This is a genomic window from Halorientalis sp. LT38 (assembly GCF_037031225.1).
Taxonomy (GTDB): domain Archaea; phylum Halobacteriota; class Halobacteria; order Halobacteriales; family Haloarculaceae; genus Halorientalis; species Halorientalis halophila.
In genome coordinates, this window is sequence record NZ_JAYEZN010000001.1 from 905,296 (window position 1) to 926,607 (window position 21,312).

Sequence of the window (21,312 nt, forward strand, 5' to 3'; positions counted from 1 at the left end):
GTACGGGCGACCAGCACCGCAGACGCCCGGCGTGTGGCCGAGAGCGGCGGACTTTTTCGGCACCGGTCCGAACGATGGGCAAATGGAGTACGTCCAGGAGCGGGTGGCGACGCTCCACGCGTTCGCGGATCGGGTTCCGGAGGCCCCCACCGAGAGCGCCGCCGTCGTCGTCCCACTGACCGAGCGGGAGCACGCCAGCCTCGCCGCCGAACGCGTGCTCACGACGCTCGACCGGGTCGACCCCGCACGCGTCGTCGTCGCGTTGCGGGCCAGCGAGGACCGCGTCGACACCGTCGCGCGCTGGCTCGACTCCTTCGAGCTGGGGCCGGAAGTGCTCTGGTGCAACGCGCCAGAAGTCCAGGAGGCACTCGGCGAGGCCGGGCTGAACGGCCCCGCCGGGAAGGGTCGTGACGTCTGGCTGGCGCTGGGACTCGCAGCCCAGGAGGAGTACGTCGCCGTCCACGACGCCGACGCGACGACCTACTCACGCGCCCACGTCCCCCGCCTGCTCTTCCCGCTCGCGAACGGCTACGACTTCTCGAAGGGCTACTACGCCCGCGTCGAGAACGAGCGGCTCTACGGCCGCCTCTTCCGGCTGTTCTACACGCCGCTGGTGCGGGCGCTGGGCGACCAGGCCGACGCGCCGATCGTCGACTACCTCGCGAGTTTCCGGTACGCGCTGGCCGGAGAGTTCGCGGCCACGAGCGACCTCGTACGCCGGCTCCGGCCCCCACGAGGCTGGGGACTGGAGGTCGGGACGCTCGGCGACGCCTTCGACGCAGCGGGCTTTTCCGGTACCGCACAGGTCGACCTCGGGCGCCACGAGCACGACCATCGCGCCGTCGGCGGCCCGCAGGGGCTGGGGGACATGTGTCGCGAGGTCGCGACCGCCCTGTTCCACGCCGTCGAGGACGCCGGCGTCGACCCGGACTACGAGCGGCTGCGTGAGCGCTACCGGGAGACGGCGGACGACCTCGTGGACCACTACGGGACCGACGCGGCGTTCAACGGGTTCGAGTTCGATGCCGCGGGCGAGCGCGAGCAGGTCGCCACCTACGCCGAGGCCGTCTCGCCGCCCGGCGAGGACGACCGGTTGCCAGCGTGGGCCGAGACGTCGCTCGATCCGGAGACGGTGCGGCGGGCGGCCCGGCGGGGGCTGGACCGCGCAGCCGATCGGTAACCGGTCGCGGCGGGCGTGCGAAGGCTAAAGGGGGAGCCCCGCGCCGGTTCCGACATGGACGTGACGGGCGACGAGCTGGCCGGCGTCGTCGACCTGTTCGACGCGCTGACGAGTACGGAACTGCGGCGGGCGCTGGCGGAACTGGCCTATCGCTGCGGCGAGGAGGTCGAACCGGAGTACTTCGACGGTGACGTCGCGGCGGCGCTCGCGACCTACCACCTCGTCGCGGTCGAGCCGGCCGACGCCGAGGAGCCGTTGCTGGTCGCCGGGCCGGTCGCCTTCCCGGAACTCCCGGGCGACGCGACGGACCTGCCGCACATGCTGGACGTGCCCGACCGAAGCGTCGACCGCGCGGACCTGGCGACGGCCGCCGAGAACCGGTTCCGGGCCGACGCCGAGAAGGCCATCGACGCCGGGGACGAGGAGCGCATCCGGGAACTGCTCGACGTGAGCTACGAACTCGAGGTGTGGGCGCCGGTCGACGTCGGGGAGACCCGGCAGCGACTGGACGACGCGTTAGCATGACACACGACTGACCCCACGCAAATTAAGAGCGCGCGGGCCAAACTGGGGGGCATGGACCTGGAGCGGGTCGGGAACTTCCGGGCGACCGGAGTGAGCGACGAGGAGCGCGAGGCCGCCGTGCTCGCGCCGGTCATCGTCCGTGACGGGAGTGAACACCTGCTTTTCACCAAGCGCGCGGACCACCTCGGCGAGCACCCGGGCCAGATGAGTTTCCCGGGTGGCGGCCGGGAGCCAAGCGACGCCGACCTCCAGGAGACCGCACTCCGGGAGGCCAACGAGGAGATCGGCCTCGACCCGTCGGAGGCGGACATCGTCGGCCGGATCGACGACATCCGCACGGTCACGCGCTACTCCGTCCGCCCGTTCGTCGGGACGATCCCGGACCGGACGTACACGCCCGACGAGCGCGAAGTCGCCGAGATCGCGGTGCTGTCGGTCGCGGCGCTGACGGACATGGCGAACTACGAGTCCGAACGGCGCGACCACCCCCACTACGGCGACATTCGCCTGCACTTCTTCCACGTCGACGGCTACACCGTCTGGGGCGCGACCGCCCGCATCCTCGTGCAGTTGCTGGAGTTGACCACCGACTGGGAGATGCCGGCGGAGGCCGACCGGGAGGTCGACCCGGACGCCGACCTCCCGATGTGACCATTACGGAGCACTCGAACTCGCGGGGGTCTCGCGAGCAGAGAGGGACCACAGGTCCCTCTGGCAGCCGGCGCAACGCGCCGGCGTTCACGAGAGCATAGCTCTCGTGAGCCAACCAGAACGCTCTGCGTTCTGGTGACGACGGAGCGAGTGAGACCTCGCGAGGGAACGATCGACTGACCGAGCGAAGCGACGGAAGGAGTGAGTGGACTCGCGGGGAAGCGACAGCGTTTTGCGGCTCTCCGCCACAGCTTTGCACAACCGAGCCGCGGGCGACCGCGGCCGACGAAGATCATGCTACGAGAGGGCGCCCTGGCGACGACGGGGATCGACGCGGTCGCGATCAAACCCGCGGAGACGGATCTCTCGCGAGCGGCCGCCCTCGACCACGACGTGATCGTGGACTACGAGGGGGTCGAGCACCTGCCCGACGCCGACGCGCTGGCCGACCTCGCGTCGGATCGCAGCGTCAGAGTGACCGTCCCGGTGCGCGCCGACGGGTTCGACCTCTTCGGTGACGACGGCCGCTGGGACTGGGTTCCCGAGGGCGTCGGTCGGATCCTGGTGGCGGGCCACCCGGCCTACCTGACGGAGACGGAGCAGTCGCGGGCGGTGGCCCCCCGGTTCGGTGCCGCCCGCGAGCGCGACCCGGAGGCGTGGGTGGGAACCGAGAACATCGAGCGGATGGCCCTCGCTGCCGGCGGGACGCAGTTCGAGTTGCTGGGACGGTCGACCGAGCGCGACTTCCACGGGCTCAGGGCGGCTGGCTTTTCGGGTTCGTTGGCCGTCTACGCCCCGACCGTCGTGACGGACGACGAGGACGCGATCCTCGACGCGGTCGGGGCCTACGCGGCCCGCCGAAAGCCCGTCCGCGAGGCGCTTCCCGACGGCGCCCCGACCGACGCGACGGCCGAGGGGCGGGCACGGGAGGTGCTCGCGCGTGCCGTCGAGGACTACGCGCTGGTGGGCGACGCCGCGACGGTCGCTCGCCGAGTCGAGGCGCTGCGCGAGGCCGGCGCCGACACCGTAGTCGGCTACCCGGCGCGCGGAATCGACGCTCTCACACGATGAGTCGGGGGGGCGGCCGCGCGAAGGTCGCGGGCGTCGTCGGCCTCGTCGGTGTGACGCTGACGCTTGTGGCCGGGTATCTCCAGCGGGTGCCCGAGCTGGCCGCCACCGTCGCGCGGCTCGTCGACCTGTTCGTCGGGGTCGCGTTCCGGATCGCCGTGATCGCCGTGTTCTGTCTCGGCTTCGTGGTCATCGTCTACTCCGTCTGGCACCAGCGCCGGGGGAACGTCGACGAGGCGCGGGCGCGCCGGATCGCGTTCGGCGTGGCCGCCGTGCTGGCGCTCTCGCTTTTCTTCCCCCTGGTCGTTCTCGACGAACTGCTCGTGGCCGTCGGCGGCGTCCTGGCACGGACGGGCGTCGACCTCCCCGAGACCGCCCTGTTCATCGGGAGTCTGGCGGTCTTTGGCTCCCTGACGGTCTTCGGGGCCGCGGACGCCGTCCGCCGACGCCGGGGCTAAGTGCGACCGGGTGCGAGTGCGACCATGACCGACTCGGTGGCCGTCGTCGGCGGCGGGGCGGTGGGCGTGACCGCCGCCCTGTCACTCGCCGACCGCGGCGCGGCCGTGACGCTGTTCGAGCGGGACGAGATCGCCGCCGAGAGCACGGGCCGCGCCGCGGGCATCTGTTACGACGCCTTCGCCGGCCGGACCGACGCAACCGTGGCCGGTCGAGCGATGACCCACTTTCGCGACCTGGCCGCCGAAACCCGGTTCGCGTTCACCGACCACCCCTACGTCTGGCTGGCCCGGACCGGCGACGAGACGCGAGCCGACGCCATCCGCGAACAGGTCCCGCGAATGCGCGAGCGGGGCCGTGACGTGACGCTCCTCGACCCGTCTGCGCTGGCCGCCGAGTGTCCCGGCTTGGCGACCGACGACGTGGCGGTCGCGGCGATCGCTCGCGACGCGGCGCTCGCCGACCCCGCCGAGTACGCCGCCGTCGTCGCGGAGCGAGCGCGTGCGGCCGGGGCGACGATCCGAACGGAGACCGAGGCGAGGGTGAAGACCGACCCGGCCGTCGAGACCGCCGCGGGCACGGAGCGGTTCGACGCGGTGCTGGTCGCGGCAGGGGCGCACACGCGTCACCTGCTGGCCGAGGCGGGCGTCGCCGTGCCGATCAAGGCCTACCGCGTACAGGCGACCGTGACCGACCCGTTCCCGGCGAGTGCCGAGCTTCCGACGCTGTACGACGCTACGCAGGAGTTCTACTGGCGTCCGCGCGAGGTGTGCGAGGGCGGGCACGACGGCCGTCCGACAGGCGGCCGTCGGCGTCCGCGCGAGGGCGGTTTGCTGGTCGGCGACGGCACGGAGAAGCGGGACTTCGACCCCGAGGACTGGGACCGGACGGCCGACGACGCGTTCGTCGCGTCGGCGATAGACCGGGTCGACGCGGCGCTCGCATCCGACGCCGACGGGCCGGCGGGGAGCGGGCGGGCCTGGGCCGGCCTCTGCACCGCGACGCCGGACCGGGACCCGCTGCAGGGGGAACTCGAATCGGACCTGTTCGTCGCCGCGGGCTGGCACGGCCACGGGTTCATGCGCGCTCCGGCGCTGGGGCGGACCGTCGCCGGGCAGATGCTCGGTGACGACGGGATCGACGCGTTCGACCCGCGTCGGTTCGACGGGGACGAAGCGTTCGCGGTCGTGGAAGGGATGACCGTCGACTAGCGGGGAGTCTACTCGTCTGCGTCTGCGTCCGTCGTCGGCACCGTCGCGTCTCCGGGGTCGGACGGCGACTCCTCGTCGACGGGCGTTTCCTCGCCGGCGGTCGACGGCGCGGCCCGGCCGTCCTTGGGGACGCGGACCTCGAGCGTCCCGTTCCGTCGCAGGGTGGCGTCGGCGTCGTCGGGGTCGACGACGGTGTCAGCGGGCAGCGAGACGCGGCCGTCGAGCGAGAGGCCGCGGCCGGGGACGAGCATCTCGAAGCCCTCGTAGAAGTCGCGGAAGCGGTCGATCCGGACCACGACGGCGTTGTCGTCGAACCGGACCTGGACGTCGCTGCTGGTGGCACCGGGGGCGTCGAACACCGCCAGGTAGGCGTCGTCGGACTCGAGCAGGTCGACCGGGAGCGGCCGGCGCTCCTGGACGCGACTGGCCGCGCGGCCGACGGTCTCCATCACCGTGGTCCCGATGGAACGGCCGAGTTCCCGAATCATAGTTCGATCTCCTCCAGGTCGTCCGTCTCGCCGCAGTAGGGGCAGGCGAAATCGGCGACCCCCACCTCGTCGGGCATGTCGTAGGTGTAGTGTAGCTGGAACATGTCGAGTTCGCAGTCCCCGCTCGTGCACCGGACTTCGAGCGTTTTGGGCATACACGTTCCTAGGGTCGCCCGGCCTATCAATGCCCCGGCTTTTTGCGCCCGTCGCGCCCACGTTCCGGCATGTCCATCCACGGCGTCGACTTCAGCGGCGCGGCCCAGGCCGGCCACGGCACCTGGATCGCCGAGGCCTCGGTATCGGACGGCGACCTCCGGATCGAGTCCTGCCGCTCCGCGGCGGACCGCTTCGGCGTCGCCGAGCGCGCGCCCTGTCTCGGCCAACTCGTCGAGTTCCTCCGGGAGACCGAGACGGTCGGCCTCGACTTCCCGTTCGGCGTCCCGGCGACGATCCACGACCGCGACTCCTGGGAGGGGGCCGTCGAGTGGGTCGCCACGGTCGCGACCGGCGCCGACGGGTTCCAGGAGACCTGTCGCTCCCGGGCGCGCGAGGCGACCGACGGCGAGCGAGCCGACCTGCGCCGCGAGACGGACGGCCCCGTCGGCGCGCTCTCGCCGTACGGCAGCCACGTCTGGAAGCAGACCTTCTACGGGATCCGGGACGTGCTCGCCCCGCTCGCGCGCACTGACGCGGTCGCCGTCCGGCCCATGCAGGAAGGCGGCGACGTGGCGCTCTGTGAGGTCTACCCCGCCGCGACGCTGGCGAGTTGCGACCTGCCCGCCGCCGAGTACAAGTCAGGGAACGAGCGCGCCCGCGAGCGCCGCCGCGCCATCGTCGAGGGACTGGAGGCGGAGACGCCGCTGGCGTTCGCCGGTCGCGTGCGCGCCGAGTTGATCGAGGACGCCGGCGGCGACGCGCTTGACGCGACGGTCGCCGCGCTCGCGGCCTACCGCGCCCGCGAGGCCGACTTCGAGCCGGATCGGCCCTGGAACCCGGTCGAGGGCTACATCTACGTCTAGCCCTCCCGCGCGACGAACAGGAAGAGCACGGCGAACAGCCCCGTGATAACCCCGGCCCACCAGCCGACCGGGCCGCCCAGTTGCGTCACAGCGGCGGCGCCAGTCCCGAACAGCAGAACGGACAGGGCCACGGCGACCGCCCGGACCGCAGGGTTCGGGTCTCGCCCCGGTTCGTCCTCGGCCGTCGCGACGGTCTCGTCGAGCGCGGCCGTCACCTCCGCCGCCGCGCTCGCCGGAACCAGGAGCCACGAGGGGACCGTCCCGAAGCTCCCGGGCCCGGACGCCGAGAGGGAGACGAGGACGAGCGGGCCGATCCGGCGCGTTCCGTAGTCGGTGACGCGCGAGAGGTCCCACTCGCGAGACCGGTTCTCGCCGGTCCCCGATTCGGGATCGATCTCGCCCCGCGTCGAGCAGACCACGCCCGCGACCCCCGCCGCGACTCCGGCGACGAACACACCGGCGGCGAGTAGGGGTTCGACCAGCAGGGCTCCACCGAGGACGAGCGCGCCGGTGACGGCACAGGCGACCTGTTCCCGGGGCGATATCACCCGCTCCTGGCCGGTGAACGTCGTCGGGCGCTGCGACCGGTCGCGGAGCATCGGCAGGAGGTAGAGCAGCGAGAAGGGACCGCCGACCAGCGCGAGGAGGACGACGAAGAGCCGGAGTTCGGTCCCGCCGGCGACGAGGAACGTGACGAACGCGACCGCGAGCGTGGCGAGCAACCCCACGTAGACCCCGAACAGGGCAGCCATTCCGGCCCGGACGAGCCAGCGGAGCCACGGCTCGGTACCGTAGTCGTACCGCCAGGAGACCGCAGCGGACATGCAAGGGGGGTTCGCGGGCCCGTTCCAAGAGTATGGCGAGTCAGTCATCGTTATACGCGTCGACCGGCAACGAACGCGTATGACCGATCCGGCCACCATCGACGTCACCATCGTCGACGGGTACGTCGACGAGCCGGCTCACTTCGGCGTTCCCCCCTACATCTCGACCTACCCCCGCTACACCGCCGGGGCGCTGGTGGACGCCGGCGTTCCGGAAGAGCGGATCACCTACCACACCATCGACGCGCTGCGGGACGAGCAATCGCGCTGGCGGGACGTCGAGGACGCGGACCTGCTCGTCTACGTCGGCGGGATGACCGTCCCCGGAAAGTACGTCGGGGGGACGCCCGCCGAACCCGACGAGGTCCGCCGCATCGCCTGGACCGCCGAGGGCGTCTCCGTGATGGGCGGCCCCGTCCGTTTCGGCGTCGGCGAGCAGAACGAAGGCGCCTCGGAGACGGCGCGCGACGACCTCGACTTCGACTTCCTCGCGATGGCCGACGTGGAGACGGCGGCCTACGACCTCGTCCGCAACGGACTGGAGGGGTTCGAGGACCGCTACCGCGGCGTCCCCGAGGAGACCCGCTGGGCCAAACAGGGCGCGTTCGTCGTCGAGCAACACCCGAACCACCCCGACTACATCCTCGCGGAACTGGAGACCTCGCGGGGCTGTCCCTATCGGTGCTCGTTCTGCACGGAACCGATGTACGGCGACCCGGACTTCCGGCCGCCGGAGAGCGTCGTCGACGAGGTGGCCGCGCTGGCCGACCACGGCGTGAGCGACTTCCGCCTCGGCCGTCAGGCCGACATCCTCGCCTACGGCGGGGACGGCGAGAAACCCAATCCGGACGCCCTCCGGTCGCTGTACGCCGGGATCCGGGAGGTCGCGCCCGATCTGGACACCCTGCACCTGGACAACATGAACCCCATCACGGTCGTGAAGTGGCAGGAGTTGGCCAGGGAGGGCATCCGGGTCATCGCAGAACACAACACGCCCGGCGACACGGCCGCGTTCGGCCTGGAGTCGGCGGATCCCCTGGTGCAAGAGGAGAACAACCTCAACGTCTCCGCCGACGAGTGTTTCGAGGCCGTGAAGATCGTCAACGAGGAGGCGGGCTTCCGGCCGGGGGGCGACCGGGAGACGGCTCCGAACTTCGGCGACGACGCGGCGCGGCGACTGCCCAAACTCCTGCCGGGGATCAACCTCGTCCACGGACTCAAGGGCGAACGGTCCGAGACCTTCGAGCACAACAGGCGGTTCCTGCAGCGGGTGTACGACGAGGGGCTGATGCTCCGGCGGGTCAACATCCGGCAGGTGATGGCCTTCGAGGGGACAGACATGGCCGACACCGGGGCCGAGATCGCCAACGACCACAAGAAACAGTTCAAGAAATACAAGCAGGAGGTCCGGGAGACGATCGACAACCCGATGCTCGAGCGGGTGGCGCCGCCGGGCACGGTGTTACCGGACGTCCACCTGGAGTACCACCAGGACGGGACGACCTTCGGCCGGCAACTGGGGACGTACCCGCTGCTCGTGGGGATTCCGGGCGAACGCGAACTCGGGCGGACGATCGACGTGGCGATCACCGGCCACGGCTACCGGTCGGTCTCGGGGGTTCCCTACCCTCTGGACCTCAACGCGGCGTCGCTGGACGAACTGACCGCGATCCCCGGCATCGGTCAGGGGACCGCCGGCGACATCGTGGTCGATCGACCCCACGACTCCGTCGGCGAAGTCGCCGCCGAGATCGACCTCGACCGGTTCGCGACGGTCGAGACGCCGGAAGGCGCCGACTAGCGGCCCTCCCTGCGCTGTTCAGTCGGCCTCGTTTCCGTCACCGTCGTCATCCAGCCGTTCGACGAGTGCGCCGGCGAGCGTGCCGGTCCCGCCGAACAGCAGGGGGTAGCCGAGACACATCCGCACCAGCGTTCGCCGGAAGTCCGGCAACTGGACGGTCAGCGCGACCGAGTCGACGGCCGGGGTCAGCGAGAACAGTCTCACGACGAGATCCGCGACGAACAGGTTGAACAGCCACGTCGTCCCGAGGACGACGACGAGCGTCACGGTCCCGTAGCCGACGACGAGCGCGAGGGACGTGCGCACCAGTGCCCGCAGATCCGAGACGTCGCCGCCGATCCTGAAGCCGTACCAGCACAGCAGTAGCGGCGGGAGAAGGAGGCCCAGCTCCGAGAACGGGACGGTGAGCGCCGCGGGCGTGATCGGGGCGATGCCCGTCTCGGTCACCGTGGGAGAGAGGGGCAAGACGCCGAAGAAGCCGATCGACGGCGAGGCGGTGCTCGCCAGCACGAGCTCCACTTCGGCGGCGTGCAGGGTCACGAAGACGAAGACGGCGAAGAAGCCGACCAGGAAGACCCCCACGAGCAGGAGGAGCGCGAGCGCGACGAGCAGCCCCCCGAGGCCGGCGGCGGCGCCGACCGGCGACACTCCGAAGAACGGGTCCCCGAGACCGAGGGCCGATCCGGCCGCGGCGAGCAGTCGGACGACGAACCCGACGAACAGGACGAGATAGACTACAGCCAGCCCGACGAACGCGCTGGTGCCGATCGTCCTCGCGTGGCCGAGGTGTCGCCACAGACCGACGTCCGTACCGCCGTCCTCGGTCGTCCGGCCTGGGCGCAGCGCCATGTCGTACCTGCCAGCGAATCGAAACGGGCCCACTTAACCGTACTGCCCACCGCAACGGCGCCGGTCCGAGGTTTCAGGCCGTCTCGAACTGTTCGAGGATCTCCAGGTCCCGCTCGGTCCGCATGAACTCCGCCGTCCGGCGCTGGTCGCCGCAGTCGGGACAGGAGAAGGCCGCGTCGGTCGCGGGCAGGTCGGTCGGTGCCGCTTCCCAGTCCTTCTCGCAGGCCGGACAGCGCAACTGGACGAACGCTTCGTTCATGGACGTGAGTGCGCCACGGAAACGGGAAAACCTGACGGCGGGTCGTCGGCGAGGCGGTGCCGCGCTCCGGGCGGGCGGACGCGGACCGGGCGGGCTCGCGGGCTAACAGAAGGTACTTTTGCGCGCTCGTGGAACGACCGGCAATGAGTCAGGACCGGGAGGTGAGCGTCGTCCTCCCAGCCTACAACGAGGCGGCCACGATCGAGGAGACCGTGAGCGTCACGCTGGAGACGCTCGCCTCGTTCCTGCCGGCCGGCGCCTTCGAGGTGATCGTCGCAGAGGACGGCTGCGAGGATCGAACGCCCGAGATCGCCGACCGGCTGGCCGCCGAAGACGACCGCGTCCGCCACGTCCACAGCGAGGAGCGACTGGGCCGTGGGAAGGCGCTCGAACGCGCCTTCCGCGAGAGTTCGGGCGAGACGCTTGTCTACTTCGACACCGACCTCGCGACGGACATGCGCCACCTCGAGGAACTCGTCGAGCGGGTGCGGTCCGGGGAGTACGACGTCGCGACCGGCTCGCGGTGGGTCGCCGGGGCCGATGCCGACCGACCGGCCAAACGGGGGATCCCCTCGCGCGGGTACAACGGGCTCGTCCGGCTGTTTCTCCGGTCGGACCTGCTGGATCACCAGTGCGGATTCAAGGCCTTCGACCGGGACGCCCTCCTCTCGCTCCTCGACGACGTGGAGGACGAGCACTGGTTCTGGGACACGGAAGTCCTGGTCCGCGCCCAGCGCGCGGGCTACCGCGTCGCGGAGTTCCCCGTCGAGTGGACGCCCAAGGGCGACTCGAAGGTCGACCTCGTGCGGGACGTCTTCGGCATGGGGAGTCAGATCGTGCGGACCTGGTGGCAACTGACCGTGAGCCCTCGACTCACGCGCCGCGTGAGCATGACTGCCGGTTCGATCCTCGTCCTCCTCGCGCTGGGGCTCATGCTGCTGTACCTCGAACCCCGTGCGGTCCTCGAGGCCATCGCCGGGGCCGACCCGGCGCTGGTCGGGGCCTCGGCGGTGGTGTACCTCCTCTCCTGGCCGCTGCGGGGGCTGCGCTACCGCGACATCCTCAGACGCCTGGACTACGAGGGCGAGACGTGGTTCCTGACCGGCGCGATATTCATCAGTCAGACCGGAAACCTGGTCTTCCCAGCGCGGGCGGGTGACGCGGTGCGGGCCTACGTCGTGAAGGCGCGGCGGTCGATCCCCTACCCGACGGGATTCGCGTCGCTGGCCGTCGAGCGGGTGTTCGACCTGCTGGCGATCACGGTGTTGGGCGGGAGCGTCCTCGTCGGCCTGGTCGCGACGGGCGGGACCGAGGAGGTCGTCGCGGCCATCGCCGCCGACGTGGGGACGGTCACCATCGGCGGGGAGACGCTGAACCCCGCCGCGGCGGCCGGGACGGCGATGCGCGTCGCCGCGGGCGTCGGGCTTGCCGCCATCCTGGCCGTCGCGGTCATCGTCGTGAACGCCCGCCGCGATTCGAACCTCGTCAGGCAGGTGGTAGGCGCGCTCAGCAGCGACTCCTACGCCGAGTACGTCGCGGGCGTGATCGAGCGCTTCGTCGGCGACGTCGAGCGGGTCGTCAGCGACCGCGGGGCCTTCCTCCGGGTCGGGGTCGGCAGCCTGGTCATCTGGACGCTCGACGTGGTGACGGCGCTGATCGTGTTCGCGGCCTTCGGCATCGGCGTGACCCCGTATCTGGTCGCCGTCGCCTTCTTCGCCGTCAGCGTCGGCAACCTCGCGAAGGTGTTGCCCCTGTCGCCGGGCGGCATCGGCCTCTACGAGGGCGCGTTCACGATCATCGTCGTCGGGCTGACGGCCGACCCCGAGCTGACAGTGCTGACGGTGCTGGGGATCTCGATCGTCGATCACGCGGTGAAGAACCTGGTGACGGTCGCGGGCGGCCTCGTCTCGATGGCCTGGCTCAACGTCTCGCTCACGACGGCCGTCAGCGAGAGCAGCGACACCGAGGACGTCGAGGGCGCCACGGAGGGCTAGTAGCGGTCGGTCAGGAAGGGACCAGCCGCCCCGGCGACGGCGTGGACCAGCGCCGACTCGCGGTCGATCGCGTGCCCGGTGAGAATCCCGGCCGCACCTTCCCGTTTCGCGACGCCCGTGGTGTCCAGCAGGTCGTCCATCACCGGCCCGAGCTCCTCGCCCGCGGCCACGCGCTCGGCCACGTCGTCGGGGAGTCGGAGGCTCGGTCCCGCCCCGACGCCCCACCGATCGCCGTCGGTGACGGCCGCCCACATGATGAGGAAGTGTCCAGCGGCGGCGTCGACTGGGGCGACGCCGCCCTCGATACCGACGCCGAGGTCGGCGTCGGTCTGCGTCAGGGCCGCCCCGGCACGGTTCCGCGCGCCGGTGATCGTCTCTTCGCGTCCGCGGGGCTGCTCGGGGACGCCCGAGTCGACGCCGATCGGTTCGACCACCGTGTCGGGAAACGCTCGTCTCGTCGCCGTGACCTTCACCGGATTCTCGCTGCCGACTGCGACGCGCATAGTCGTCGGTTGGTGGCCCGGGGTTTGGGCGTTGCGTCCGCGGCCGATGGGCCGGCCGCCCTTCCTCTCCGCTCGAAAAATGTGAATTTATGTGGGGGAGCGTCCAAGACTGTCGTATGTGGGGAGCTCGATGGGGTGAACGACGGTGAGTACGACAGTTCCCTTCTCGATGATCGAGGAGGCGGTCCAGCACATCGAAACGGAGTTCCAGCCCTGGAACATCCAGGCCGAGATCGAGACGACGGCGACCATCGACCTCGATCGCCTGCGCGAGGCGGCGATCGTCGCCTGCTCGGTCCACCCGATCGCGGGGGCGCGCCAGCGGTCGACGGAGCTCACGGACTCGCGCTACGTCTGGGAGATCCCGGATGACACCTACGAGGTCGACGTCGGGGCCATCGACGGCGAGGGCCGGGAACTCGAGGAGATCCAGAACAAGCTCTACTACCGGCGATTCGACCTGACAGAGGAACCGCCCTTCCGCCTGCTCGTGGTCCGGGGCGCCGGCATGGACGGCGGCGATCGGATGCTGTTGAGCATGAACCACGTCGCCGCCGACGGCGTCGGCACGCTGCGGATCGCGCAGGCGCTCTGTGAGGCCTATCGCGGCGAGGAACCGATGCAGGACTCGGTGAGCTTCCGTGAGTCCAGGTCGATGCTGGAGGACCTCCGGCCGTCGTCGCTCGACGACGGGTTGAACCTGCTCGGGTCGGCGACCAGACAGCTCCAGAACGCGGTGGACTCGCCCACACGCATCGCGAAAGTCGGGGGCGACGACGACCCCGGCTGGCGGTTCACCCGCCGGACGCTGGACGAGGAGCTGACGGCCAGATTGATCGGCGACCGGCCGGACGGCGTCTCGGTCAACGACGTGTTGCTGGCCGCGCTGCACATGGCCATCGCGGAGTGGAACGAGGAGCGCGGTGAGTCCGCGCGGAAGATCAGCGTCATGATGCCGATCAACCTCCGGCCCGACGACTGGTTCTACCAGGTCGCCGCGATGTACTCCGTGTTCGAGAGCGTCGAAACCCGATCGCGACACCGGACCGACCACATGACGGCGGCGCGCGAGATCGCCGAGCAGACGGACGAACTGACGGAGCGCGACCGCGCCGCGGCCATGTACAAGATGCTCGAGATGCTGCCGCCGGGGCTGCCGGTGGAGCTGAAACGCCAGCTCCCGCGCCTGCTCCGTGGGCCCGGGCGGCGGCTGCTCGATACGGCCATGCTGTCGAACCTGGGCCGGATCCCGGCGATGCCGTCGCTGGAGGAAGACGCCGAGGAGCGCCCCTGGTTCTCGCCACCGGCCTGGCGCGGGACGCCGGTCGCCATCGGCGTCGCCACCTTCCAGGGCCGAGTCAACCTCTCCTTCCGGTACCTGCGCAGCCAGTTCAGCCAGGAGGCGGGCGAGCAGTTCGCCGACCGCCTCGTCGACCACGTCGAGCGCGCCGTCGAGTGACCGCCACCGCCCTCTCGCGGGCCGTGCCATCCTATGACAATATATTAATACTCCTTTTGCACAGACGAAATCAGATATCTGGACCCCGTTACCCGGGGATCAGAAACGGTTACCGAAACGTTTAAATAATTTTCGCCGAAACCCATAATCTACCGACGACTGTCCGGGAATTTTCAGGTCGGACCCTGCCCGGATAGCATTTGCCTTCGTACCAATGAGCGAGAACACGAGAGCGCGAACGCGCACGACCGAGGAGACGACAGAGACCGAGGACGAGGAGACGGAAGTGGACTGCCCGGAATGCAGTGGGCACCTCGTCATGGACAACGAGCACGGCGAGACCGTGTGCGAAGACTGCGGGCTGGTGGTGGAGGAAGACGAGATCGACCGCGGGCCGGAGTGGCGCGCGTTCGACGCCAGCGAGAAAGACGAGAAGTCGCGGGTGGGCGCCCCGACCACGAACATGATGCACGACAAGGGGCTCTCGACCAACATCGACTGGCGCGACAAGGACGCCTACGGTAACTCCCTGGGCAGCCGACAGCGCCAGAAGATGCAGCGCCTGCGCAAGTGGAACGAGCGCTTCCGCACCCGCGACTCCAAGGAGCGCAACCTCAAGCAGGCCCTCGGCGAGATCGACCGCATGGCCTCCGCGCTGGGCCTGCCCGAGAACGTCCGCGAGACCGCGTCGGTCATCTACCGCCGCGCGCTCGACGAGGACCTCCTGCCGGGCCGCTCCATCGAGGGCGTCTCGACGGCCTCGGTCTACGCCGCCGCGCGCCAGGCCGGCGTGCCCCGCAGCCTCGACGAGATCACCGACGTCTCACGCGTCGAGAAGAGCGAGATCGCCCGCACGTACCGCTACGTCGTGCGCGAGCTCGGCCTCGAAGTGAAGCCGGCCGACCCCGAGAGCTACGTCCCGCGCTTTGCCTCGTCGCTCGAACTCTCCGACGAGGCCGAACACCGCGCCCGCCAGCTCCTCCAGAACGCCAAGGAGCAGGGCGTCCACTCCGGGAAGTCGCCGGTCGGCCTCGCGGCGGCCGCGGTCTACGCCGCCGCCCTGCTGACCAACGAGAAGACGACTCAGGCCGCCGTGAGCGAGGTCGCCGACATCTCCGAGGTCACCATCCGCAACCGCTACCACGAGCTGCTGGAGGCCGAGCAGGACCTCCCGATGGCCTGAGGAGGGCCGAGAATCGGCACGCAGGTCGTGGCCAAGCGCCCGCAAGTGGCTCTACCCTTTCTTTCCTCCGCGTGGCATACGGTAGCAGTGGTGAAACTGAATGCACGAACCAGCGACTGAGATGCCGACCGTGATGGACACGGACGCGGCGGTCGTCCAGCAGCAATCGGACTTCGGGGACGCGAGCGACTTCACGAAGTTCAGCGCGGAGCGGATGCAGTTCTCGGCCGGGACCGACATCGCCCCGCTACTGGAGGGCCTCGAGGACGACACCTGCCAGGTCCCCCACTGGGGATACGTGCTGTCGGGTGCGATGGACGTCACGTACGCCGACGGCACCGAGGAAGTGGACGCGGCGGGCGACCTGTTCTACTGGCCGCCGGGACACAGCGTGTCGGTCGACGAGGACTCGGAGATCGTCCTGTTCAGTCCCCAGGAGGAACACCGCGAGGTCTTCGACCACATGGCGGCGAAGATGGAGGACCCGGACGCCCCGTCTCCGTGAGCTAGAAAAGGGGGCCGGGCGTCCCCACCCGCATGGAGACCGAGCACAGGGTCGTCCTCGGCGACGCGCGGTCGATGGACGCCGTCGCGGACGACGCTGTCGACCTCGTGGTGACCTCGCCCCCCTACCCGCTGGTCGAGCAGTGGGACGACCTCTTCGCCGACCTCGACCCCGCTATCGAGAGTGCCCTGGCCGACGGCGACGGCGATCGCGCGTTCGGGCTGATGCACGACGTCCTCGAGTCGGTCTGGAGCGAACTCGAACGCGTCCTCGCGCCCGGCGGGATCGCCTGCGTCAACGTCGGCGACGCGACTCGCACCGTGGACGGCGAGTTCGAGCTGTGGCCCAACCACGTCGAGATCGTGCGCCGGATGCGCGATCTGGGATTCTCCACGCTCCCCGAACTCCTCTGGCGCAAACCCACGAACAGCCCGAGCAAGTTCATGGGCTCCGGTACCTTGCCGCCCAACGCCTACCCGACGCTCGAACACGAGCACATCCTCGTCTTCCGCAACGGCGATCTCCGCTCGTTCCCGCCGGGCGACGACGACCGGTACGAGAGCGCGTACTTCTGGGAGGAGCGCAACGAGTGGTTCTCGGACCTGTGGGAGATCCGCGGCGAGGACCAGCGCCTCGCGGCCGACGACGGGGCACGCGAGCGATCGGCCGCCTACCCGCTCGAGATCCCGCTCCGGCTGATCCGGATGTTCTCGACGTATGGGGACCAGGTTCTCGATCCGTTCCTCGGCACCGGGACGACGACCGTCGCCGCGATGGTCGCCGGGCGCGAGTCGGTCGGCTACGAACTCGATCCCGCCTTCGCCGAGGCCATCGGCGACGCCACTGCGCGGGTGCCGCCCCTCTCCGAGCGGCTGGCGGAAGAGCGACTCGACGCCCACCGGGAGTTCGTCGACCGCCGTCGCGCCGCCGGCGAGTCGCTGGGCTACGAGGCCGAGAACTACGACTTCCCCGTGACGACGAAACACGAGCGACGGCTGCAACTCTATGCGGTCAGCGACGTCGACCGCGACGAGACCGCCGACGGTCACCGCTATCTGGCGACACACGACCCCTACTGAGCGGCGGTTCGGTGTGGTGCCGGACCGCGGTTCCGGCGTGGATCGCCCGCAGCGCGGGCTGTCGAGTGGATAGCTTTTTGTCCGGACTCGGCCCTACCGGGCGTATGGACTTCGAGTCGTTCGTGCTGGCGGCGGCGACGGCCGACCTGGGGGACGAGCCCGCCGCCCGCGAGCACGCCGACGCCGTCGAGTTCCGGCTGGATCTGGCTGACGAGCCGCTGGCCGCGCTCGATGCGTACGATGGGGAGTTGCCGCTGATCGCCACCAACCGCGCCGACTTCGAGGGGGGTGAGGCCGCGGACGATGCCGATCGGCTGGCAGCGCTCCGGACCGCCGTCGAGTACGACTTCGTCGAGGCGGTCGACGTGGAACTGCAGACGGCCGCCGACGGCGACGGCGACCTGGTGATCGAACACGCACGCGAGCACGACGCGGCGGTGATCGTCTCGACGCACGACTTCGCGACGACGCCCGACCCGCCGAAGCTCCGGCAGTTGCTCGACCGGGCCTGCGACTACGGCGACGTGGGGAAACTCGCCGTGACGGCCCGCTCGCCCGACGACGTGCTCGAACTGCTGGCGGCGACCCGGGCCTCCGTCGCCGGCGGCGACCGCGTCGCGACGATGGCGATGGGCGAACCCGGTCGCCACTCCCGGGTCGTCGCGCCGCTCTACGGCTCGAAGATCGGCTACGCGCCCGTCGATCCGGCCGACGCGACCGCCCCCGGCCAGTACGACCTGGCGACGCTCCGGAGACTCGTGGACGACCTCAGTGCGCGGCCGACCGACGACTGAACGGCCGGGAACGGGCTCGTGCGGGCCGCACGGGTCCGATCGCGGCGATCGCGAAGGCGGAACCTTTTCAATCGCGCGACACGGACGTTCGACCTAGTGGCTGAAAGCTCCCGGAAACGGCCGATACTCGCCGCCGTCCTGGGTCTGCTCTACCCCGGACTGGGTCACGTCTACCTGCGGGAGTGGGTGCGGGCGTTGCTCTGGTTCGGCCTCATCGTCCTGACCGGGTCGCTGTTGATCCCCGACTCGGTCTACCCGTCGACGTTGACCGTCGACTCGCTCATGGCGATGTCCGAGGCGATGCCCCTCGAGGCGCTGGTGGCGCTCTCGGCCGTTACGGGGATGAACATGGTCGACGCCTACGTCCTGGCCTCGCGGAACAACCGGACCAGCCAGCGCGTCGCCGAGGGCGGCCAGTGTCCGAGTTGCGGCCGCGAGGTCGACCCCGACCTCGAGTTCTGTCACTGGTGTACGACCGAACTCCAGGGGAGCGTCGACGCGGAGAACTGACCTACATCGGGAACTGGCGCGGTTCGCGCTGGACCGAGATCCACTTCGTCTCCGTCAGCTCGCGCATGATCGCGTCCCCGTGGAACCGGCCGATCCCCGAGGCCTTCATCCCGCCGAAGGGCACGTTCGGCTCCTCGTTGATCGGCTGATCGTTGACGTGGACCATCCCCGCGTCGATGGCGTCCGCGACGTCCTCGGCGCGGTTGCGGTCGCCCGACCAGACCGACGCCGCCAGACCGTACTCCGTCGCGTTGGCCAGTTCGATCGCCTCCTCGTCGTCTTCGACCGGGATGATCGGTGCGACCGGCCCGAAGTGCTCGTTGCAGGCCGCGGTCATCTCCTGCTCGACGTCCGAGAGGACCGTGGGCTCGACGACCAGCGAGTCCTCGACGCCGTCGACGTCGACCGTCCCGCCGCCGGTCTCCAGCGTCGCGCCCTGCTCGACCGTCTCCTCGACGTACGCGAGGATCTGGTCGCGCTGTGACTCGTTGATGATCGGCCCGACGATGTTGCCCTCGTGGGCACTCCCTTTCGGGAGCAACTCCGCTTTCTCGACCATGCCGGCGACGAACTCGTCGTAGATCGACTCGTGGACGAGGTGGCGGTTGATCGAGATGCAGACCTGTCCCTGGTGAGAGAAGGTCCCGAAGGCGCTCCCGGAGAGGGCGTTCTCCAGGTCGGCGTCTTCGAGGACGACGTTGGGGCCGTTGCCGCCCAGTTCCATCGCGGGGAAGGCCAGCGTGTCGACGGCCTGCTTCGCCACCTGCCGGCCCACGTCGGTCGACCCGGTGAAGGCGACCACGTCCACGTCGGGATGGCCCGCGACGCGGTCGCCGATCTCCGAGCCCCTGCCGGGGACGACGTTGACGAGGCCCGGGGGCGCGCCGGCAAGCTCGAACAGTTTGGCGATCACGAGGCCGCTCGTGACCGGCGTGTCCGAGGCCGGCTTGATCACGACACCGTTGCCCAGCGCGACCGCGGGCGCGACCGCCCGGATCGAGAGGTGCAACGGGAAGTTCCACGGCGGGATCACCGCGACGACGCCCGCCGGCTCGCGCTTGACGAGGTTCTCCTTGCCCGCGATGGTCGACTCGCGCACGTCGCCGCCGGCCCGCGAGGGGTAGGTGGCGGCCTCGGCCACGTCCGCCGCCGCCGTCTGGAACTCGACGGTGCTCTTGAGCTGTGCGCTGCCCGACTCGGTGACGAGCAGTTCCTGCAGTTCGTCCTCGTACTCCTCGAGCAAGCCAGCGACGCGCTGGAGGAGTTGTGCCCGTTGATCGGGGGCCTTCTCGGCCCAGCGCTCCTGGGCGCGTTTCGCCGCCGCGAACGCGTCGTCGACGTCCGCCGTGGTCCCCGCCGGGACCCGCGTCCACTCCTCGCGCGTGGAGGGATCCGTGACCGAGAGCTCCTCACGGTCGCCCGGCCCGTGCCAGTCGCCGTCGACGTAGAGGCAGTTCCAGTCCGCGTCCGCGGACAGGTCCGGTTCCGCTCGCTCGGTCTGGGGCGTCTGTGCCATCAACGAGTATCCGTTACGAACAGCCAAAAACACCGAGGTAGCGGAAACACTGTCGGTTACGTGCGAGCTGGGAAAAACGGGTTCGGAACTGAAGCGGCGCGGGGAAACGCCCTATTTTTCGATGATGCTCTCGTCGACGGCCTCGCCGAAGTGCCGGGCGGTGTCCTCGTAGTAGACCTTCATCTCGTCGCCGACCTCCAGGTCGGTGACCGCTTTGCGGCCGTCGCGGGTGGGCACCTTGATCGTCTCGGCGTTCTGGAGCAGCGTCTCGATGCGGTCGCCCGACTCGGTCTCGGCCTGGACCCGGAACATCGGTCGTTTCTCGATCTTGACGCGGCCGACGATGGCCTCACGGGTGTTGCCGTCGACGTCGACGACCTGCACCTCGTCGCCGCTCTGGAGCTCAGAGAGGTACTTCGTCTCGCCGCCGGGCGTGCGGACGTAGGCGTGGACCGCGCCGGCGTTGACCCGGAAGGGCCGCGAGGCGACGTAGGGCGATTCGGCGGTTTCTGCGTGGACGAAGAAGAGACCGCGGGACATCGAGCCGACGAGCATTCCCTCGTCGTGTTCCATGAGGTTGCCCGTGTCGACGCAGACCCGGTCGGCGGACCCGGTCTGCTCGATGGTCGTGACCTCGGCCCACTGGAGGTCGACGGACTCGCGCTGGGTCTCGTCGCGGACGTCGACGGTCTTGCGGATCTCGTCCGGGTCGTCGGTGTCCAGCAGGACGCCGTCCGAGCCGAGTTCGAGCGTCTCGAAGGCGGTCCGGGCCTCGTCGGCGGTCTGGACGCCGGCGATCAGGTCGGTCTCCGACCCGATGCGAGCGATCAGGTTCTCGAGGGGGATGATCTGCCAGTCCTCGCCGACGACCAGCGTGTACTCGGCCTCGGTGGCGACGGCCTCGGCGAAGGCCTCGTAGTCCTCGTTCAGGATGCGGACGTACCCGCCCTGGGGGCCTTCGCCGTTCGATCGCAGCGAGGAGAGGTCGGCCGACCCGGAGAAGTCGGTGGGGAGGTCGACGGTGCCGTCGCCCTCGCCGTCCTTGCCGACGACGACCGCGTCGGCGTCGGTTTCGTTCGCTTCGGCGTCCATGACGTGGACGTCGCCGTTCGAGAAGGCGGCGACGTTCACCTCGCCGAGTTCGCGGACGCGCTCGACGTCGGCCTCGTCGACCAGCACCCAGTCGACGCCGGCCTCGAGGCCCGCCGTGACGCGGCGCTTGCGGGCCTCCCAGTCGCCGACCTCGTCGTCGGCTTTCAACCACACGGAACGTGTCATGTGTGCCCTCTCACAGGCGCCCCGCTTGAACATGACGGCTCCCGGCGACACTCGCCGCCGTCACTTTGCCCGGCGAAACACTCGCCGTCACTATCCCCGGCGAAACACTCGCCGTCACTATCCCCGGCGACACTCGCCGTCACTATCCCCGGCGACACAC

The 21,312-nt window shown here is 70.1% G+C and carries 23 protein-coding genes; 15 read left to right on the plus strand and 8 right to left on the minus strand.

Annotated elements, in window-relative coordinates; translation table 11 throughout:
• The first annotated feature begins 82 nt into the window (after nucleotides 1-82).
• The 6 genes from U5918_RS04825 (at nucleotide 83) to U5918_RS04850 (ending at nucleotide 5,091) form a co-directional block, all read left to right on the plus strand.
• Nucleotides 83-1,180 (plus strand): glycosyltransferase family protein, encoded by a 1,098-nt coding sequence (locus U5918_RS04825; protein ID WP_335999891.1) that lies wholly within the window; start codon nucleotides 83-85, stop codon nucleotides 1,178-1,180.
• 54 nt (nucleotides 1,181-1,234) lie between these two features.
• On the plus strand, nucleotides 1,235-1,705 hold the full coding sequence (locus U5918_RS04830; protein ID WP_335999892.1) for a DUF7109 family protein: 471 nt from the start codon (nucleotides 1,235-1,237) through the stop codon (nucleotides 1,703-1,705).
• A 51-nt stretch (nucleotides 1,706-1,756) separates the two neighbouring features.
• The gene (locus tag U5918_RS04835; protein WP_335999893.1) at nucleotides 1,757-2,356 is read left to right on the plus strand and encodes an NUDIX hydrolase; all 600 of its coding nucleotides are present in this window, start codon (nucleotides 1,757-1,759) and stop codon (nucleotides 2,354-2,356) included.
• 291 nt (nucleotides 2,357-2,647) lie between these two features.
• Entirely contained in the window at nucleotides 2,648-3,427 is a 780-nt protein-coding gene (locus tag U5918_RS04840) for a DUF7388 family protein (RefSeq protein ID WP_418771360.1), read from the plus strand.
• The gene (locus U5918_RS04845) at nucleotides 3,424-3,882 is read left to right on the plus strand and encodes a hypothetical protein (protein ID WP_335999896.1); all 459 of its coding nucleotides are present in this window, start codon (nucleotides 3,424-3,426) and stop codon (nucleotides 3,880-3,882) included. The genes U5918_RS04840 and U5918_RS04845 overlap by 4 nt, the downstream gene beginning before the upstream one ends.
• A 24-nt stretch (nucleotides 3,883-3,906) precedes the next feature.
• A complete protein-coding gene (locus U5918_RS04850; RefSeq protein ID WP_335999897.1) occupies nucleotides 3,907-5,091 on the plus strand; it encodes an NAD(P)/FAD-dependent oxidoreductase in 1,185 nt (394 codons plus the stop codon).
• Nucleotides 5,092-5,099: 8 nt separating this feature from the next.
• Here U5918_RS04850 and U5918_RS04855 read toward each other — a convergent pair whose 3' ends face one another.
• Together U5918_RS04855 and U5918_RS04860 are read right to left on the minus strand one after the other, a co-directional pair.
• Nucleotides 5,100-5,579 carry an Hsp20/alpha crystallin family protein gene (locus tag U5918_RS04855; protein ID WP_335999898.1) on the minus strand — a complete coding sequence of 160 codons (480 nt, stop codon included), beginning with the start codon at nucleotides 5,577-5,579 and terminating at the stop codon, nucleotides 5,100-5,102.
• Nucleotides 5,576-5,734, minus strand: coding sequence for a DUF7559 family protein (locus U5918_RS04860; RefSeq protein ID WP_335999899.1), 159 nt, complete (start codon nucleotides 5,732-5,734; stop codon nucleotides 5,576-5,578). The genes U5918_RS04855 and U5918_RS04860 overlap by 4 nt, the downstream gene beginning before the upstream one ends.
• Before the next feature lie 69 nt (nucleotides 5,735-5,803).
• Between U5918_RS04860 and U5918_RS04865 the strand changes: the two genes are divergently transcribed.
• Nucleotides 5,804-6,598, plus strand: coding sequence for a DUF429 domain-containing protein (locus U5918_RS04865; RefSeq protein WP_335999900.1), 795 nt, complete (start codon nucleotides 5,804-5,806; stop codon nucleotides 6,596-6,598).
• Here U5918_RS04865 and U5918_RS04870 read toward each other — a convergent pair.
• Nucleotides 6,595-7,422 (minus strand): hypothetical protein, encoded by an 828-nt coding sequence (locus U5918_RS04870; RefSeq protein WP_335999901.1) that lies wholly within the window; start codon nucleotides 7,420-7,422, stop codon nucleotides 6,595-6,597. The two genes, U5918_RS04865 and U5918_RS04870, sit on opposite strands and share 4 nt — an antisense overlap.
• Before the next feature lie 79 nt (nucleotides 7,423-7,501).
• Between U5918_RS04870 and U5918_RS04875 the strand changes: the two genes are divergently transcribed.
• A complete protein-coding gene (locus tag U5918_RS04875) occupies nucleotides 7,502-9,223 on the plus strand; it encodes a radical SAM protein (RefSeq protein WP_335999902.1) in 1,722 nt (573 codons plus the stop codon).
• Nucleotides 9,224-9,241: 18 nt separating this feature from the next.
• On the opposite strand, the gene U5918_RS04880 is transcribed toward U5918_RS04875, so the two are convergent.
• Nucleotides 9,242-10,072, minus strand: a complete 831-nt coding sequence (locus U5918_RS04880; protein ID WP_335999903.1) for a hypothetical protein — start codon at nucleotides 10,070-10,072, stop codon at nucleotides 9,242-9,244.
• A 73-nt stretch (nucleotides 10,073-10,145) separates the two neighbouring features.
• Entirely contained in the window at nucleotides 10,146-10,331 is a 186-nt protein-coding gene (locus U5918_RS04885; protein WP_335999904.1) for a DUF7836 family putative zinc-binding protein, read from the minus strand.
• 143 nt (nucleotides 10,332-10,474) lie between these two features.
• On the opposite strand from U5918_RS04885, the gene U5918_RS04890 reads away from it, so the two are divergent.
• Nucleotides 10,475-12,325: a flippase-like domain-containing protein gene (locus U5918_RS04890; protein ID WP_335999906.1), complete on the plus strand. Its 1,851-nt coding sequence runs from the start codon at nucleotides 10,475-10,477 to the stop codon at nucleotides 12,323-12,325.
• Here the strand turns inward: U5918_RS04890 and yjjX are convergent.
• Nucleotides 12,322-12,828: an inosine/xanthosine triphosphatase gene (gene yjjX, locus U5918_RS04895; protein WP_335999907.1), complete on the minus strand. Its 507-nt coding sequence runs from the start codon at nucleotides 12,826-12,828 to the stop codon at nucleotides 12,322-12,324. The two genes, U5918_RS04890 and yjjX, sit on opposite strands and share 4 nt — an antisense overlap.
• 145 nt (nucleotides 12,829-12,973) lie before the next feature.
• On the opposite strand from yjjX, the gene U5918_RS04900 reads away from it, so the two are divergent.
• The 6 genes from U5918_RS04900 (at nucleotide 12,974) to U5918_RS04925 (ending at nucleotide 18,358) form a co-directional block, all read left to right on the plus strand.
• The gene (locus U5918_RS04900) at nucleotides 12,974-14,287 is read left to right on the plus strand and encodes a wax ester/triacylglycerol synthase domain-containing protein (protein WP_335999909.1); all 1,314 of its coding nucleotides are present in this window, start codon (nucleotides 12,974-12,976) and stop codon (nucleotides 14,285-14,287) included.
• Between the two features lie 214 nt (nucleotides 14,288-14,501).
• Complete coding sequence (locus U5918_RS04905; protein WP_335999911.1) at nucleotides 14,502-15,470, plus strand: transcription initiation factor IIB; 969 nt, start codon at nucleotides 14,502-14,504, stop codon at nucleotides 15,468-15,470.
• A 100-nt stretch (nucleotides 15,471-15,570) separates the two neighbouring features.
• On the plus strand, nucleotides 15,571-15,975 hold the full coding sequence (locus U5918_RS04910; protein WP_335999913.1) for a cupin domain-containing protein: 405 nt from the start codon (nucleotides 15,571-15,573) through the stop codon (nucleotides 15,973-15,975).
• A 32-nt stretch (nucleotides 15,976-16,007) separates the two neighbouring features.
• The gene (locus U5918_RS04915) at nucleotides 16,008-17,054 is read left to right on the plus strand and encodes a DNA-methyltransferase (protein ID WP_335999914.1); all 1,047 of its coding nucleotides are present in this window, start codon (nucleotides 16,008-16,010) and stop codon (nucleotides 17,052-17,054) included.
• Between the two features lie 104 nt (nucleotides 17,055-17,158).
• Nucleotides 17,159-17,848: a type I 3-dehydroquinate dehydratase gene (locus U5918_RS04920; RefSeq protein ID WP_335999915.1), complete on the plus strand. Its 690-nt coding sequence runs from the start codon at nucleotides 17,159-17,161 to the stop codon at nucleotides 17,846-17,848.
• 96 nt (nucleotides 17,849-17,944) lie between these two features.
• Nucleotides 17,945-18,358 (plus strand): zinc ribbon domain-containing protein, encoded by a 414-nt coding sequence (locus U5918_RS04925; RefSeq protein WP_335999917.1) that lies wholly within the window; start codon nucleotides 17,945-17,947, stop codon nucleotides 18,356-18,358.
• 1 nt (nucleotide 18,359) lies between these two features.
• On the opposite strand, the gene U5918_RS04930 is transcribed toward U5918_RS04925, so the two are convergent.
• Both U5918_RS04930 and U5918_RS04935 read right to left on the minus strand, forming a co-directional pair.
• On the minus strand, nucleotides 18,360-19,874 hold the full coding sequence (locus U5918_RS04930) for an aldehyde dehydrogenase family protein (protein ID WP_335999919.1): 1,515 nt from the start codon (nucleotides 19,872-19,874) through the stop codon (nucleotides 18,360-18,362).
• Nucleotides 19,875-19,985: 111 nt separating this feature from the next.
• Nucleotides 19,986-21,152, minus strand: coding sequence for a 3-dehydroquinate synthase II (locus U5918_RS04935; RefSeq protein WP_335999920.1), 1,167 nt, complete (start codon nucleotides 21,150-21,152; stop codon nucleotides 19,986-19,988).
• Nucleotides 21,153-21,312 lie beyond the last annotated feature (160 nt).